The organism is Pseudomonas yangonensis (assembly GCF_009932725.1).
Lineage (GTDB): Bacteria > Pseudomonadota > Gammaproteobacteria > Pseudomonadales > Pseudomonadaceae > Aquipseudomonas > Aquipseudomonas yangonensis.
In genome coordinates, this window is sequence record NZ_BLJU01000016.1 from 49,505 (window position 1) to 63,209 (window position 13,705).

General features: G+C 58.8%; 13 protein-coding genes. 11 read left to right on the plus strand and 2 right to left on the minus strand.

Annotated features, from left to right (window positions below; genetic code table 11):
* The first annotated feature begins 39 nt into the window (after window positions 1–39).
* The 5 genes from GYB81_RS16910 (at window position 40) to GYB81_RS16930 (ending at window position 4,976) form a co-directional block, all read left to right on the plus strand.
* The gene (locus GYB81_RS16910; RefSeq protein ID WP_161864663.1) at window positions 40–1,176 is read left to right on the plus strand and encodes a glycosyltransferase; all 1,137 of its coding nucleotides are present in this window, start codon (window positions 40–42) and stop codon (window positions 1,174–1,176) included.
* Window positions 1,173–2,087: a glycosyltransferase family 2 protein gene (locus GYB81_RS16915; RefSeq protein ID WP_349292056.1), complete on the plus strand. Its 915-nt coding sequence runs from the start codon at window positions 1,173–1,175 to the stop codon at window positions 2,085–2,087. The genes GYB81_RS16910 and GYB81_RS16915 overlap by 4 nt, the downstream gene beginning before the upstream one ends.
* 106 nt (window positions 2,088–2,193) lie before the next feature.
* The gene (locus GYB81_RS16920) at window positions 2,194–3,267 is read left to right on the plus strand and encodes a CgeB family protein (RefSeq protein WP_212629068.1); all 1,074 of its coding nucleotides are present in this window, start codon (window positions 2,194–2,196) and stop codon (window positions 3,265–3,267) included.
* Between the two features lie 31 nt (window positions 3,268–3,298).
* Window positions 3,299–4,090 carry a glycosyltransferase family 2 protein gene (locus GYB81_RS16925; protein WP_161864664.1) on the plus strand — a complete coding sequence of 264 codons (792 nt, stop codon included), beginning with the start codon at window positions 3,299–3,301 and terminating at the stop codon, window positions 4,088–4,090.
* A 73-nt stretch (window positions 4,091–4,163) separates the two neighbouring features.
* On the plus strand, window positions 4,164–4,976 hold the full coding sequence (locus GYB81_RS16930; protein ID WP_233787604.1) for a glycosyltransferase: 813 nt from the start codon (window positions 4,164–4,166) through the stop codon (window positions 4,974–4,976).
* Here the strand turns inward: GYB81_RS16930 and GYB81_RS16935 are convergent.
* Window positions 4,957–6,198 carry a hypothetical protein gene (locus GYB81_RS16935; RefSeq protein WP_161864666.1) on the minus strand — a complete coding sequence of 414 codons (1,242 nt, stop codon included), beginning with the start codon at window positions 6,196–6,198 and terminating at the stop codon, window positions 4,957–4,959. The genes GYB81_RS16930 and GYB81_RS16935 overlap by 20 nt on opposite strands.
* Window positions 6,199–6,323: 125 nt before the next feature.
* Between GYB81_RS16935 and GYB81_RS16940 the strand changes: the two genes are divergently transcribed.
* The 6 genes from GYB81_RS16940 to GYB81_RS16965 all read left to right on the plus strand — a co-directional run bounded on the left by GYB81_RS16940 (window position 6,324) and on the right by GYB81_RS16965 (window position 13,002).
* Entirely contained in the window at window positions 6,324–6,998 is a 675-nt protein-coding gene (locus GYB81_RS16940; RefSeq protein ID WP_161897898.1) for a lipopolysaccharide kinase InaA family protein, read from the plus strand.
* A gap of 98 nt (window positions 6,999–7,096) precedes the next feature.
* Window positions 7,097–8,911, plus strand: coding sequence for a lipid A export permease/ATP-binding protein MsbA (msbA, locus tag GYB81_RS16945; protein WP_161864668.1), 1,815 nt, complete (start codon window positions 7,097–7,099; stop codon window positions 8,909–8,911).
* A gap of 111 nt (window positions 8,912–9,022) precedes the next feature.
* Window positions 9,023–10,075, plus strand: coding sequence for a glycosyltransferase family 9 protein (locus GYB81_RS16950; protein WP_161864669.1), 1,053 nt, complete (start codon window positions 9,023–9,025; stop codon window positions 10,073–10,075).
* Window positions 10,075–10,986 carry a glycosyltransferase family 2 protein gene (locus GYB81_RS16955; RefSeq protein WP_161864670.1) on the plus strand — a complete coding sequence of 304 codons (912 nt, stop codon included), beginning with the start codon at window positions 10,075–10,077 and terminating at the stop codon, window positions 10,984–10,986. The genes GYB81_RS16950 and GYB81_RS16955 overlap by 1 nt, the downstream gene beginning before the upstream one ends.
* On the plus strand, window positions 10,979–12,124 hold the full coding sequence (locus GYB81_RS16960; protein ID WP_161864671.1) for a glycosyltransferase: 1,146 nt from the start codon (window positions 10,979–10,981) through the stop codon (window positions 12,122–12,124). The genes GYB81_RS16955 and GYB81_RS16960 overlap by 8 nt, the downstream gene beginning before the upstream one ends.
* Window positions 12,124–13,002 carry a glycosyltransferase gene (locus tag GYB81_RS16965; RefSeq protein WP_161864672.1) on the plus strand — a complete coding sequence of 293 codons (879 nt, stop codon included), beginning with the start codon at window positions 12,124–12,126 and terminating at the stop codon, window positions 13,000–13,002. The genes GYB81_RS16960 and GYB81_RS16965 overlap by 1 nt, the downstream gene beginning before the upstream one ends.
* A gap of 63 nt (window positions 13,003–13,065) precedes the next feature.
* Here GYB81_RS16965 and GYB81_RS16970 read toward each other — a convergent pair whose 3' ends face one another.
* Window positions 13,066–13,704, minus strand: coding sequence for a BUD32 family EKC/KEOPS complex subunit (locus GYB81_RS16970; protein ID WP_233787605.1), 639 nt, complete (start codon window positions 13,702–13,704; stop codon window positions 13,066–13,068).
* Window position 13,705 lies beyond the last annotated feature (1 nt).

Genomic DNA, 13,705 nt, shown 5'->3' on the forward strand with positions numbered 1-13,705 from the left:
CTCGCATTTGAATTGTCGGCGTGAACAGAGTTGGGATCAATGAAGACCAATAAAAATAAGAGCCAGGCATGGGTCTTGCAGATCTGCCATGGCTACGATGGGCCATTCCTCGATTGTGCCCGACAATATGCCGTGCTTTTTGCCGACACGCCTTACAAGGTCATGACCGTGTATCTGAGCGGCAAGTACGACCCAGAGGTGGCGACGGGATCTGCCTCTGATGAGGTGGTCTTTCTCGAGTACAGCAGTAAGCAGTTGAGGGGTCTGAAGCTCGGCGCGATACAGGCGATTCGTCGCATCGCGTCGCAACGTAACTTCGCCCTCTGCATTGCCCACCGCTCCAAGCCAGCCTATGTAGCAATGCTGGGTACGAGACTGCCGGTGATCGGCATTCATCACGCGTTTGGTGATTACCGGCGCAAGTCGCGGCAGCTGTTTGCCAACCTGTTTCGCAAGCGGCTCTATCTGTTAGGGGTATCCGACGCCGTCCGTGATGATTTACGCGCTTGCTTGCCGGGGTGGCCGCAGCAGCGCATTCAGACGCTGTACAACCGGATTGATCTGCAAGCCGTACAGTCCGAGCAGCTGTCACGTACGGCCGCTCGCCAGGCACTTGGCTTGCCGAGTCAGGCTTGGGTGGTCGGTAACGTTGGACGGTTGCATCCCGACAAGGATCAGGAAACGCTTATCCGCGCCTTTGCCGACGCACTTCCTACCTTACCGGACAACAGCCTGCTGGTCATAGCGGGAGAGGGGCGGCTTGAGGCGAAGCTCAAGGCCTTGGTAGCCGAGTTGGGTATCACCGCGCAGGTTCGCTTCCTCGGGCAGGTGCCGCAGGCCCGGCGCTACTTCCGTGCTTTTGACATGTTCGCCCTCAGCTCTGACCACGAGCCATTCGGTATGGTGTTGCTCGAGGCCATGGCGGCTGGTTTGCCCGTGGTCTGCAGCGATTGTGGTGGCGGGCGTGAGGTGGTTGGCGAGAGCGGGGAGCTATTTACCTTCGGTGATTGGCATGCCCTGTCTGCCAGTCTGCGAAACGTCGCATCTGTTCAGCAGGCAGAGCTGGAGCGGCTTCGCGAAGACATGCGCGGCCGGCTGGAAAGCCGCTTCGTCGACTCCGCGGTCGCTCCGCGGTTCTTCGATACGCTGTCTCGCTGGCCGGCATTTCGCCTGTGAGTGCGAGTGAGCGCATCAGTGCGCCTTTGGTCAGCGTTATTGTGCCTTGCTACAACTATGCGTCATATGTGGGTGATGCACTGCGCAGCATTCTTGAGCAGGACTACCCGTCCATCGAGCTGATCGTGATTGATGATGGCTCGACCGATGACAGCGCGCGCTGTATCGAGGATGCGCTGCGCGACTGGCGCAGTTATCCGGTCGTGCGCCATGTGGAGTTCATCCGCCAGCCTAACCAAGGGGTTAGCGCAGCGCTGAACAAAGGGCTGGAACTGGCGCATGGCGAATTCGTGGCCACGTTCGATGCGGATGATGTCATGGTGCCCGGCCGCATCGCGTTGCAGGCCCATTACCTGATGATGCACCCGGAAGTCGGATGCCTTGGCGGGCGGGCGCTGCGTATCGATCAGCATGGCGCGGTACTGCCGAAAAAAAACAAGGCCCGTGAGATTCGCAGCTATGACTTCGCCCAGGCGCTTGCTCAGGCCTTGGTGGTAGGAGGGAATCTGGTGATGTATCGGCGCGATGCCATGCTTGCGGCCGGCATGTATGACCCTTCATTGCGTGTACAGGACTTTCAGATGACGCTGAAAATCGCCCGTGCCGGTTACCGTATCGATGTCATACCCGACCCCGTGACCCTTTATCGCAAGCACGACGGAGGTTTGTCGCGTAACTATCTTGCCGAGTATCGTTACGGGATGCAGTTATTAGATCTTTTTCGCGACCATCCGGCTTACGAGTCTGGAAAGGCGCGGCTGCTAACCAAGATACTTGGCCCTGCTGTCACGCAGGACAAGCGGTTCGCATGGAGCCTTTTTGCGCAGATTCCCCTGCGACAATGGGATCGCCAGCTGTTCAAGCGCTTTCGACACCTTTTGTTCAAACCGCGAGCCAGGCAAGCGTGCTGAGCTGCCCGCAGTGTGCGGCAGCGCGGGCTCCTGGCAATCAAGCGATTATTAATTCGAGCTACCGGCCTGGTGTTGCAAAGCAGTACTCGGAGCCTAGGGATGACTGATGGAGCAAATGCTCGATAGCGACATGACGCCTGTTGGCAAACGCAAGTATTTGATTCTGGATGGCATAAGTGGTGTGCCGCTAGGGCGCGAATTGTACGATGCCTTTCTCGCTGCTGGCGTGTCAGCGGTCCATTGGGATGCGTTGCAGCAGAAGCCACGTCGCTGGTATGGCGTGGCCTCGGCGCTGTACAAGGCGAGAAACAAAGTCCGTGAGCGCGACGGCTTCACCCATTTGCCGCGGTTGTCGCTGCAACCGCTGCGCAAGCTGCTGGAGGAGGAGGAGCCGACACATGTTTTGGTGATCGGCTTCCTGTACAAGCACTACGATGTTGATCAGGTGGCGAGTATGGTGCGTGGCGCCGGTGCACGCTTCATGCTCTACGATACCGATAGCTGCAACCTGTATTCCAAGCGTCGGGAATTTCTCTACTTCATCGGGCAGGAGCTGCCACGTTACGACCAGCTGTTCTCCTTCTCTGCGGTCACGACACGTTTCTTTCGGGAAACCTTGGGGCTGGAGGCTCTGCACTTGCCATTCGGTGCCGTGGTCCTGCCGCAACAGCAGGTTCAGCCGGAGCATGATGTGCTGTTCGTCGGCAGCGCCGATCTGCGCAGGGTGTTCCTACTGGAAAATATCCGTGAGCACGTCTCTGTGCGCGGTAATCGCTGGCGTCGTAACCGGGCCCTGATGTCTTCGGGCCTGCAGCAGCGCGTTGACGACAGAACGGTATGGGGCGAGGAGTTGCAGCGGTTGCTGCAGAGCTCCCGTGTCCTGCTCAACATCACCCGCTCGGATTTTTATGGCGCCGAAACAGGCGTCAATCTAAGGATTTTCGAAGCGCTATCGGCAGGCTGTTTCCTGTTGACCGATTACTGTGAGGAAATCGCTGAGCTGTTCGCGCCAGGCGAGGAAATCGAGGTCTTTCGCTCAGGAACCGAACTGAGAAACAAGGTGCGTCATTATCTGGCCAACCCTGAAGAGCGTGAGCGTATCGCTCGTAAGGGACGGGAGCGCTTCCTTGCGGAGCACACCTGGGCGCATCGTGTGGCGCGCATTCTGGCCTGCTCCTGATGGCGGTGATTCTTACGTTTTGAGATATCGCATGAACGATTTTTCCTCATCGTCGCCCGTGTGGTTTGATGTGGTGATACTCAGCTTTGCCAGGGATGACGCCCTGCGCCAGGTTACCGAGCATTGCCTGGACTCTCTGGTCGCCTCCGAAGATCCTGAGCAGATTCGCTTCCGTATCTGGGTGCTCGAGTCGAATGCACAAGCGCCTGTCTATACGCAGCCGGGAGTGGAAACGCTCTATCCCAAGGGCGCGTTCAATTACCATGCCTATATGAACATCGGCATTCGCGAAGGGCAGGCGCCTTTCGTGGCCATTTGCAACAACGATCTGTCTTTCCATGCTGGCTGGGCTTCTGAGCTGCTCAGCGTGTTCGAACAGGACCCGAGTGTCAGCAGTGCCAGCCCGGCTTGTTCGCTGCATCATCCAGCCAAGGGTTTTCCTCTGGACAGCGGCGTCTATCCGGGTTACGGCGTGCTGCGGGAAATTTCCGGGTGGTGCCTGGTATTTCGTCGCTCGATTCTGGATGTTATCGGCGCTCTGGATGAGCGGTTTTTCTTTTGGTACGCCGACAACGACTATGCCTTGACGCTACAGGCAAACGGATTGCGGCATGTGCTGGTCACCTCTTCGGTGGTCGATCATCTCGATAGCCGCACCCTGAGCACTCATACTTCCGCTCGCCAGTGGTTGATGACCAAGCGAGCCAAGTACGTCTTCGAGGAAAAGTGGCTCGGCCGCAGTCGAGGCTACCTGTTGCGCAAGAAGCTCAAGCTGTACCTCAAGTTTCCGCTCTATTATCTGGGACTAAAGAAAGTTAAATGAACAGTGGCTTTTCGGGACGTGTCGCGTGATTTCCGTTGTGATCTGCAGCGCTCAACCCGCACGGTTGCAGGCAGTGGCTCGCAATATCGAGGCCACGATCGGAGTCGAACACGAGCTGATTGCCATAGACAACAGCATCGAGGGACGAGGTATCTGCGCGGTTTACAACGAGGGCGCGTCCAGGGCGAGCCACCCGTTCGTGTGTTTCGTGCATGAGGATGTCGAGTTCCTGAGCCCGAATTGGGGGGCGCGTGCGCTCGCTCATTTCTCAGGCGATGCAGAGCTTGCCCTTATCGGTTTGGCGGGAAGTCGCTACAAGGCGGCTACGCCGTCTGGCTGGCACAGCGGTGAGGAGGACGATCTGTGCATCAATGTTTGGCACGGGACGACAAGAGAGTGCAGCGATGCTGCTTTCGCCAGGCCCGGCGACAGCGGCACGAGCCCATGCGTGCCTGTTGTTGCGCTGGATGGCGTCTGGCTGTTTGTGCGCCGTTCGGTATGGGCTGAAACGCGCTTCGATGAGCGGCTGACGGGCTTTCATTTTTATGATGTCGACTTCAGCTTGCGTGTCGCTCAGAAGCGCAAGGTTGCCGTGGTTTTCGACATTGAGCTTCTGCACTTCTCAATGGGCAGCTTTCGGGAGGACTGGGCCAGGCAGGCGCTCGCCTATGCCGGCTCGGCACCGGTGTCGCTGCCGTTCTCTTGCTCCACGCCTGCCACTGCAGCCCGGACACGCCGTAAGGAGGAAATGGCGGTGCGCTATTGGCTGCGTCTACTGAGAAGAGCGCATCTGCCACTGCCTTTGCGCATTCGCTGGCTCCAGGCTGTGGCGATACTGCGTTACCCCGCCCAGTGGCGCGTGGCCCTCAGGTTTCTGCTGCGTTGATGATGTCGGCGTAGCGAAAGAAGGATGCGCCCAGCAGGTAGTCGGCAAGCTGGCGCGTGTCGATAGGGGCGTCGGCGAGCTGCGCCAGTTCCTCGGCATTTGAAAAAACGGGCACGCCGTCGGCTATCAAGTTCAGGCTGTTCGCTCGATACAGCGCGCAAGGCACGTCGAACAGCATCGCTTCGAACAGGCTCGTGGTGTTGAAGCCGATGGCCAGGTCGTAGCGCTCTTTAGCCAGCGCTTGCGCTAGGGTCGGGCTGTCATCAAGGGAGGCGTTCGATGGAAGGGCAGCCATCAATGCAGCGTCATCAGCGAGTAATGGATGCAGGCGCACCGTCAGTCGACACCGAGAGGCCAGCTTCATCAACAGCTCAAGCAATTCGATGCTGTCAGCTACATAACGCTTGCCCGGTAGCACGCAGAGAATGTGCTTTCCTCTCTGTGCCGATGGAAGGGGAGTGCGGTGAGACTCCGGCGGTGCGATATAGCCTGCGACCTGAATATGATAGTCGGGCATGCGACCGATATCGCGGTGAAACGCTACAATCTCGGCGCGACTGAACTCGCTCCATACCAGCAAGGTGCCGGCAGTGACGTTTTCGTAGTTGATGATGTCGATTGGCTGCTCGCCACGGTAACGATGATACAGGCCGTGTTGCAGCGAGTAGGTCGGCAGGCCCTTTTGCCGGCAGGCGGCAACCAGAAAACATTCGGGAATATTGGCGCTGTTGTAGCTGACCAGTGAAGTTAGCTGCTGGGTAATCTGCAGTCTGTCGATGGCTCTGAAGTGCTTGATGGTGTGGCACAGTGCGCTGAATACATAGAGCCTCAGCCGCAGAGGCAGGGAACAGCGCCGTGTTATCCTCCAGGCTGCGTACATGGCGCGCCAGTCCAGTGCCTTGACGCTGTCTTCCTTGATGGCGGGCATGTAGCTGATGGTCCGGCGGCGCTGTTCGCTGAGTCGTTTGCCGATGCTCAGGGCGAGTTTGGTCTGGTCGTCGCGATCACAATGCCAGATGTACGCGTCACCTTTTAACTGCTCATGTTGGCTGTAGCGCGGGGTCAGGCGTATCAGCTTGATCGCGCTACGGATCTTTTTGCGGGGTGAGCGCTTGTCAAACAGCAAGTGCGCCAGCACTGCTGCCGTAGGGTTGCAGAGGTTGTAGCCCCGATAGGTGGCGAACCTGAGCTTTTCTTTCGTTTGGGCGTAGAGGCTATACATGAATGGGTCCATCGGGCAGCGGCAGGCCGCACCGCAAGCACCTGATACTCACTTGGAGGCTTGAGGTGGGAAAAACCCTAGTCTTCCAAAATGAGCATATGGGGCGCAAACAGATCAAGAGGCTAATGGCACCTCTCGTCGATCTGGTCGATTTCGCACCTGGACGGGCGGTCGCCAGGATTGGCCTGGGAAATGAGTCCTTGTTCGTCAAGCGCTATAGGCGATCCATGAAACCTTGGTGGAAGCGGATTCTACGCCGCCCCTATCACTCTCCGCTGAGAACCGAGGCGATGGTGCTCGCCAAGCTGAGATCGCTCGGTTTCGCGGCGCCTGAGCCTTTGCTGTACACAGAGTCGCGTCACCCGGGTTTCCACGAAAGCCTGCTGTTCACCCGTTTCCTGCCGGGGGTGCCGCTGGCCACTCTGGCGGGGGAGGCGTTGCAGCGAGGCGCTCAGCAGGCGCTGAGCTTGCTCGGCCAACTGCACGGTCATGGGGTCGTCCACGGCGACTGTAATCCTTACAACTTTCTTGTGGCCGATCAGGCTTATCTGCTGGATTTCGAGCGTGCGGCTGGTTTCAGTCAGGAAGCTGCCGTGGATGACTTCAAGAAAATCATGTTGCGCCTGCGTGACCTGGGGTTGAGTGACGAGATGCTCGAAACGCTTGCCGCAAGCTATTGCTCAGCGACCGATTCGCCGGTATTCGATGCGCAGGCGGTATTGGCTGAGCTACAAGGGGTAAGTGTGGTTCGCAAGCCTACGCGCTGGCGGCCACCCCAAGAGTTGCAAGGCTTGCTCTGAGCGCAGGGAGCCGGTCGCAATACACCGGCTTTCAGGCGCATTTGGTTGCGTGTTCCCTGGTGGTACAATCGCCGGCTTCACCCCAGAGCCAGCATCTCATGCCTGATTCAAGCACCAAAGCCTCCCCGATCTCCAGCTTCAAGTTGTACATGCGGCTGTTGAGCTACATGAGGCGCTACTGGGTGATGTTCGGCGTCAGCATGATCGGTTACATCATCTTTGCCTCGACTCAGCCGATGCTCGCCGGGCTACTCAAGTACTTCGTCGACGGGCTCGCCAGCCCCGAGGCCGGCATGGTCGAGCTGCCGCTGCTCGGCAGTATGCAATTGCTCTATGGTGTGCCGCTGGCATTGTTGCTGATCACATTCTGGCAGGGTATCGGCTCCTTTCTCGGTGGTTATTACCTTGCCCGGGTGTCGCTGGGCTTGGTGCAGGATCTGCGCATCGCGCTGTTCAACAACCTGCTGACGCTGCCCAACCGTTACTTTGACAATCACTCCACCGGCTACCTGATTTCGCGCATCACTTACAACGTCGGTTCAGTTACCGGCGCGGCGACGGACGCCCTGAAGGTCATGGTGCGCGAAGGCCTGACAGTGGTTTTCCTGTTCGGCTACCTGCTGTGGATGAACTGGAAGCTGACCATGGTGATGGTGGCGATCCTGCCACTCATTGCACTGATGGTTAAGAGTGCGAGCAAGAAATTCCGCAGCCAGAGCCGCAAGATCCAGAGCGCGATGGGCGAGTTGACCCATGTCTCCTCCGAAACCATCCAGAATTACCGTGTGGTGCGCAGTTTCGGTGGCGAGCGCTACGAACGTGAGCGCTTTTATGATGCGAGCGAGGACAGTACGCGCAAGCAACTGCGTATGACGCGTACCAGTGCGATCTACACGCCTAGCCTGCAACTGGTGAACTACGCCGCCATGGCATTTCTGATGTTCCTGGTGCTGTTCCTGCGCGGCGATGCCAGTGTGGGTGATCTGGTTGCCTACATTACTGCTGCGGGACTTCTGCCCAAGCCGATTCGCCAGCTCTCGGAAGTCAGCTCGACCATTCAGAAAGGGCTTGCCGGCGCCGAAAGTATCTTTGAGCAATTGGACGAGGCGCCCGAACCGGATCGGGGTACAGTCGAGAAAGAACGGGTCAGCGGAGCTCTCGAAGTCAAACATCTGAGCTTCGTCTACCCGGACACTGAGAAAGTCGTCCTGCAAGACATCAACTTTAGCGTCGAGCCGGGGCAGATGGTGGCGCTGGTCGGTCGCTCAGGTAGCGGCAAGTCTACGCTGGCCAATCTGATTCCGCGCTTCTATCAGCATGATCAAGGGCAAATTCTGCTCGATGGCACGCCTATAGAAGACTACCGCATCGAGAACCTGAGAAAGCACATCGCTTTGGTCACGCAACAGGTTTCCCTGTTCAACGACACCGTCGTCAACAATATCGCCTATGGTGATCTCCGCAATTTGCCGCGCGAGGCGGTGGAGCAGGCCGCCGAGGCTGCCTATGCCCGCGAATTCATCGATCTGCTTCCGCAGGGGTTCGACACCAAGGTGGGGGAGGATGGCGTCATGCTGTCGGGCGGGCAGCGTCAGCGTCTGGCGATCGCCCGGGCCTTGCTCAAGAGCGCGCCCGTGCTGATTCTCGATGAGGCGACCTCGGCGCTGGACACCGAGTCCGAGCGTTATATTCAGGCCGCGCTGGACAAGGTCATGGAAGGTCGTACCACACTGGTCATCGCGCATCGGTTGTCGACCATCGAAAAGGCCGACCTGATCCTGGTCATGGATCAGGGGCGCATCGTCGAGCGCGGCACCCACGAGTCGCTGCTCGCGCAGAACGGTTACTACGCCCGACTTCATGCCATGGGCCTAGAGGAAAAGGACGAGTCGCAAGAGCAGCCCGAATCCTGATAGGAAGGAGCGTCGAAGCGACATCGACATGGCGTTCCGAATGGGCGGATGTGTCCAGTAAAGGTTTGCAGCACTTGATCACGGACGATACTGGATTATGCGGGAGTTTTGATGGCCGAGGTTCTAACGCACGCTGATACCCATCTACCGGTGGTGTCGGCTGATTGTCGTATCGCATTGGTGCCTTCCATGGGCCTGGGGGACGGATGCATCTATCTGGTTCTGGCCGCCAACCTGGCGCGCGCTGGTTATCGGGTAACGTTGCTGAGCAATCACTTCGGCCCCCTGAACGACTGGTTGCCGCTATTCGAGACCCGGCCGCTGCCGTTGCCTGCGGACACATTCGCGGCGCTCGATGGTTTCGATCTGGTCGTCTCAGACATGGGCAGCATGCTGACCCGCTATGCTGAGGCGGCTGAGGAATTGGCCAGGCGTTATGTCTTCGTCGGCACACTGAAAGTCGACTCACGATTCGTGCGGGATCCGGCGGTCGATACCCTGGCGCGACTGCCGACGGAAAAAGCGCGCCTTCTTGCCCCTCTGGCTGCAGCCGCCGGGCCGCTGCGTTGCCTGCCGGACGATAGCGTCAGCATGGTCGAGCAGGCTGTCGCCTTCTGTCGCATACGCCTGGGGCTGAATGATGCCAATAGCGATATCGGCCTGCAGATGCCCCCCACGCTCCAGTATCGCCGCCATGCACGGCGTGTGATGTTGCACCCGCTTTCATACAACGTGAAGAAAAACTGGCCCGCACATAAATACCTTGCTTTGGCCAGGCGCTTGCGTTCGGCGGGTTACCAGCCTCAGTTCGTGCTGTCTCCCAAGGAGCGCTGCGATCACCTCGACGTGTTTGCAGCCGAGTTCGAGGTTCCCGAATTTCCAGATGCGAAAGCTCTGGCCGCCTACCTGTACGAGTCCGGTTATGTGATCGGCAACGATTCGGGGGTCGGCCATCTTGCCTCGGCGCTAGGGGTGCCGGTTCTGACTCTTTACCGCAAGCGACGTGATGGGTTTTGCTGGCGCCCGGGTTGGGGGATTGGTCAGGTCGTGCGCCCAATCTTCTCGCTGAGCTTCATGCGTGATCGATGGGCGATGTTCATGAGTGTCAATCGGGTGGCCAGGGGGTTCCAGATGTTGAGTCGAAGGGTCGGAGGGGACCAATAATGAGTGGCTCTACCGCGATCACGATCGTCATTCCGGCCTACAATTATGCCAAGACCCTGGGACGCACCGTTCGCTCGGTAGTGCCGCAGCTGAGTAATGACGATGAGTTGCTGATCATCGATGACGGCTCCAGGGATCACACGCCGCAAGTCATCGAAGCATTGAAAGCCGAGTTTCCCGCGAGGTTCATTGCGTTGCGCAAGGACAATGGCGGATTGGCCTCGGTGCGTAATCTGGGTATCGAGAGGGCTCGCCATGACTGGCTGATCTTTCTTGATGCGGATGACGAAATGGCGCCAGACAGCCTGGCCCTGATTCGCGCACATCTTGCTTCCAACGGTCAGACGCGCATGGTCATCGGTGGGCATTGGTCGGTCGATCAGAGCGGGCGTCGTCGCCAGCATTCGCCTGAAAAGCTGCCGCAGACGCCTATCCAGCGGGTCAAAAGCTACCTGCTCGACAAAACCTTGAGCATCTCCAACGGCGCTTGTGTGATGCATCGTTCTATTTTCCGGGCCGGCAACTATCCAGAGCGCTTTCGCAACGCTGAGGACATTCCGGTATTTGCACAAACGCTTGCGGCCTTTCCGGTTACGCTGCTGCCAGAACCCTTGGCATTGATTCACAAGCACAGCGATAGCCTGCGTCATGATTTCAGTTCCAGCCTGGCCGGCGGCGTCGAGCTGGTCGACGAGGTATTCAGGAGGTTGCCTGAAGAGTTGCAGCCGCTGCGTGCAGCCTTTTATCAGCAGCGTTGTCTGTCGCTATTCCGTAGTGCCTGTCTGGCGGGGGATCCGGTAGCCGCCAAGCGATTCTATCGCCAGGCGGTGGCGAGCGACTGGCGAGTGCTGCTCAAGCTTTCCTATCTTCGCAAGGCGATTCGTCTGTGGATGGGCCGTCTGGATGGCTAGGATGCTGAAGGTCCTGCAGTTGCAGACTCGTTACAACGCAGCGGACACCAACTCCGATCTGGGCGAACAGATTTTACAGGGGCTGCCCGCGGAACGCTTCGAGGTGGTCAATGCATACCTTGAAGGCCGGCCTGCTGACAGTGCGGTTAGCCCAGCTGGTCGCCGGCAAGTTTTTTTCGAGTTCAGCGAGAAGGACATGAGCGGTTTGCGCCGCAAGGTACGAGCGCGCCTGCTGGCATTCTGTCGGGAGGAAGGTTTCGATGTGGTATTGCTGCACCGCTTCAAGGCCGTCAACCTGTTCATGCACCTTAACAAAAAGCTGCGTATCGCCCGTTGCATCGGCGTGTCCCACGGTTTTGGCGAATACGACCGGTTCTATCGGCGCTGGCAGGCCAGGCGCCTGATCGATGAGTGCTGGCGCTTTGTCGGCGTGTCACCGGCGGTGGTCGATTATTTGGTGTCGCTGCGCTGTGGCTTCACGAAAGCGAACACGGTGTCGATCACCAACGCGCTGGACATCGATCTTGCCGAGTCACTGCAGCTGTCGCGAGACGAGGCGCGTCAGGCGCTGGGTTTACCGCTGGAACCGATGATCGTAGGTGCCATTGGGCGCCTGGTGCCGATCAAGGGGCACACTCATCTGATTCGCGCGTTCGCGGCCCTCAGCCAGGAGTTCCCCTGCGCACAGCTGGCCATCATCGGCGGTGGGCGCGAGCAGGGTAATCTTGAGGCGCTGGTCGCCGAGTCCGGTCTGCAGGGGCGTGTGCATCTATGCGGTACACAGCCCGACGCCATGCGCTATGTAAGGGCTTTTGATCTCTTCGCTATGCCTTCGCTGCAGGAAGGGCTTGGGCTCGCGCTGCTGGAGGGTATGTGCGGTCGCTTGCCGGTGATGGGCTCGGATATTCCTGCGATGCGGCCGTTGTTACAGGGGGCTGGCGGACGGCTGTTCACCCCAGGCGATGTCGCCTCGCTGACCGAGCAGCTGCGTGCCAGTCTGGCCGATAGCGAATCCGCGCGGATCGAGCAGGGGGAGCGAGCCTACCGATACCTCAGGCGCGAACACGACATCGAGGATTTCCGTCGTAAATACCGTGAGCTGCTCGAAGGCGATCAGCTGCTGAAAGGATCGTCTTGATGACCGAAAGTGACAACCTACCTCCCTTGGTGTCGGTACTTATCTCCTCCTACAACCATGCAGACTTCATCGAGGCCAGCATTCGCAGCGTCTATGCGCAGAGCTACCCCAACATCGAGCTGCTGGTAGTCGATGATGGCTCGCGCGACGGCAGCGTCGAAGTGATCCGGCGACTGCAGGCGGAGCTCGGCTTCGATTTCGTGGCGCAGGCGAATAAAGGATTGTGCACAACGCTCAACGAGATGATCGGCCGAAGCAAGGGCCGTTACATCGCACCATTGGGCTCCGATGACGTGATGTTGCCCGAGCGATTTTCACTGCAGGTCCCGTTCATGGAACAGCATCCAGAAACGGGCATCTGTGCGGGCGGCATCGTGCTTATCGACGGGGATGGCAAGCCATTGCCCGACAAGAAACAGCGCCATCGCCCGGCTCGGCGGCTCGATTTCGATGACTTGTTCATGGACCGCAAGCCGGGACCGCCGGCACCGACCTTGCTGTTTCGCCGCGAGGCGCTGGAGGAGGTGGGCGGCTTCGATCCTAGCATCCGCATCGAGGACTATTTCGTGGAGCTGCGTATCGCGCGGGCCGGCTATTTCATCGACATACTCGAGGAGCCGCTTGCTCTGTATCGCGTGCACGGAAGCAACACTTACAAGAACCGACGTCTGATGATCGAGACCGAGCTGGCTATCTATCAGCGCTTCAGTGACCACCCTGGCTACGAAGCAACGCGCCTGCGTTATCTCAATGCCATGTTCACCAAGGTGGCCAATGAGGATCACGTGCTGGCTGGCGAGTTGCTGGCGCAGATTCCCTGGCGATCGCGCAATCTGAAGACACTCAAGGGGCTCTGGCGCTACTGGCTCAAGCGCTGAGCGGGTGGCCCCCAGATGAGAGCGGCACCGCTGCCGCGACATCATTATGCAGTTATGGCAGGGTCATCTGTTCTTGAGCCATTTTTTGAGATCGCGGGCGAAGCGTTCGGCCTCGCGCTTTCCGTTACTGCGCGCGTAGCCAGCTAGCCAGCTATCAAGGTGTTGTTGCGTCAACCAGTCGATATCTTCCGCGTAGCGCAGGATATGCTGCAGGTTGCGGCGCCGTTTCCATGATGCGAGCGGGCCTCCCTCCAGCTTCATGTCCGAGAGGTCGATCAAGCCGAAGGTGCCGTCCGGCAGGTGCAGCACGTTGCCCAGATGCAGGGAGCGAAAGTAGACGCCATGCTGGTGAAGTTCACCTAGAAAGGTGCCGAATTTCGCCACCAGCTCTGTGCGCGCTGCAGCATCCTGCTGGCGTAGCTGGTCACGCAAGGTGTCACCTGGCAGGGGCTGGTAACGCACAGCGCTCAAGCGGCATTGGCTGATCATCAGAACATCAAGAACGTTCGGTGCGGTGATGCCGAGGCGTAGCAGACCTTGCGCATTGTCCGCAAAGCGCTGTGCCGGCAAGTTCCAGAGGTCCGAAGACAGTAGCCTCTTGCGCCGATAGAGCTTCAGGAAGTCGCCGCCCTGCAGGCGCGCTACCTTGACGCCCAGGCCGTCCTCTTCGATGGTTTTGGCGCCCTCCAGCAGTGCGCTCAAC

What these genes read in the sequence shown, in the direction of transcription:
- GYB81_RS16910 (WP_161864663.1), top strand. Translation starts at nt 40, where the DNA reads ATGAAGACCAATAAAAATAAGAGCCAGGCATGGGTCTTGCAGATCTGC.
- GYB81_RS16920 (WP_212629068.1), top strand. Translation starts at nt 2,194, where the DNA reads ATGGAGCAAATGCTCGATAGCGACATGACGCCTGTTGGCAAACGCAAG.
- GYB81_RS16925 (WP_161864664.1), top strand. Translation starts at nt 3,299, where the DNA reads ATGAACGATTTTTCCTCATCGTCGCCCGTGTGGTTTGATGTGGTGATA.
- GYB81_RS16935 (WP_161864666.1), bottom strand. Translation starts at nt 6,198, where the DNA reads ATGTATAGCCTCTACGCCCAAACGAAAGAAAAGCTCAGGTTCGCCACC.
- GYB81_RS16940 (WP_161897898.1), top strand. Translation starts at nt 6,324, where the DNA reads ATGGCACCTCTCGTCGATCTGGTCGATTTCGCACCTGGACGGGCGGTC.
- msbA (WP_161864668.1), top strand. Translation starts at nt 7,097, where the DNA reads ATGCCTGATTCAAGCACCAAAGCCTCCCCGATCTCCAGCTTCAAGTTG.
- GYB81_RS16950 (WP_161864669.1), top strand. Translation starts at nt 9,023, where the DNA reads ATGGCCGAGGTTCTAACGCACGCTGATACCCATCTACCGGTGGTGTCG.
- GYB81_RS16955 (WP_161864670.1), top strand. Translation starts at nt 10,075, where the DNA reads ATGAGTGGCTCTACCGCGATCACGATCGTCATTCCGGCCTACAATTAT.
- GYB81_RS16960 (WP_161864671.1), top strand. Translation starts at nt 10,979, where the DNA reads ATGGCTAGGATGCTGAAGGTCCTGCAGTTGCAGACTCGTTACAACGCA.
- GYB81_RS16965 (WP_161864672.1), top strand. Translation starts at nt 12,124, where the DNA reads ATGACCGAAAGTGACAACCTACCTCCCTTGGTGTCGGTACTTATCTCC.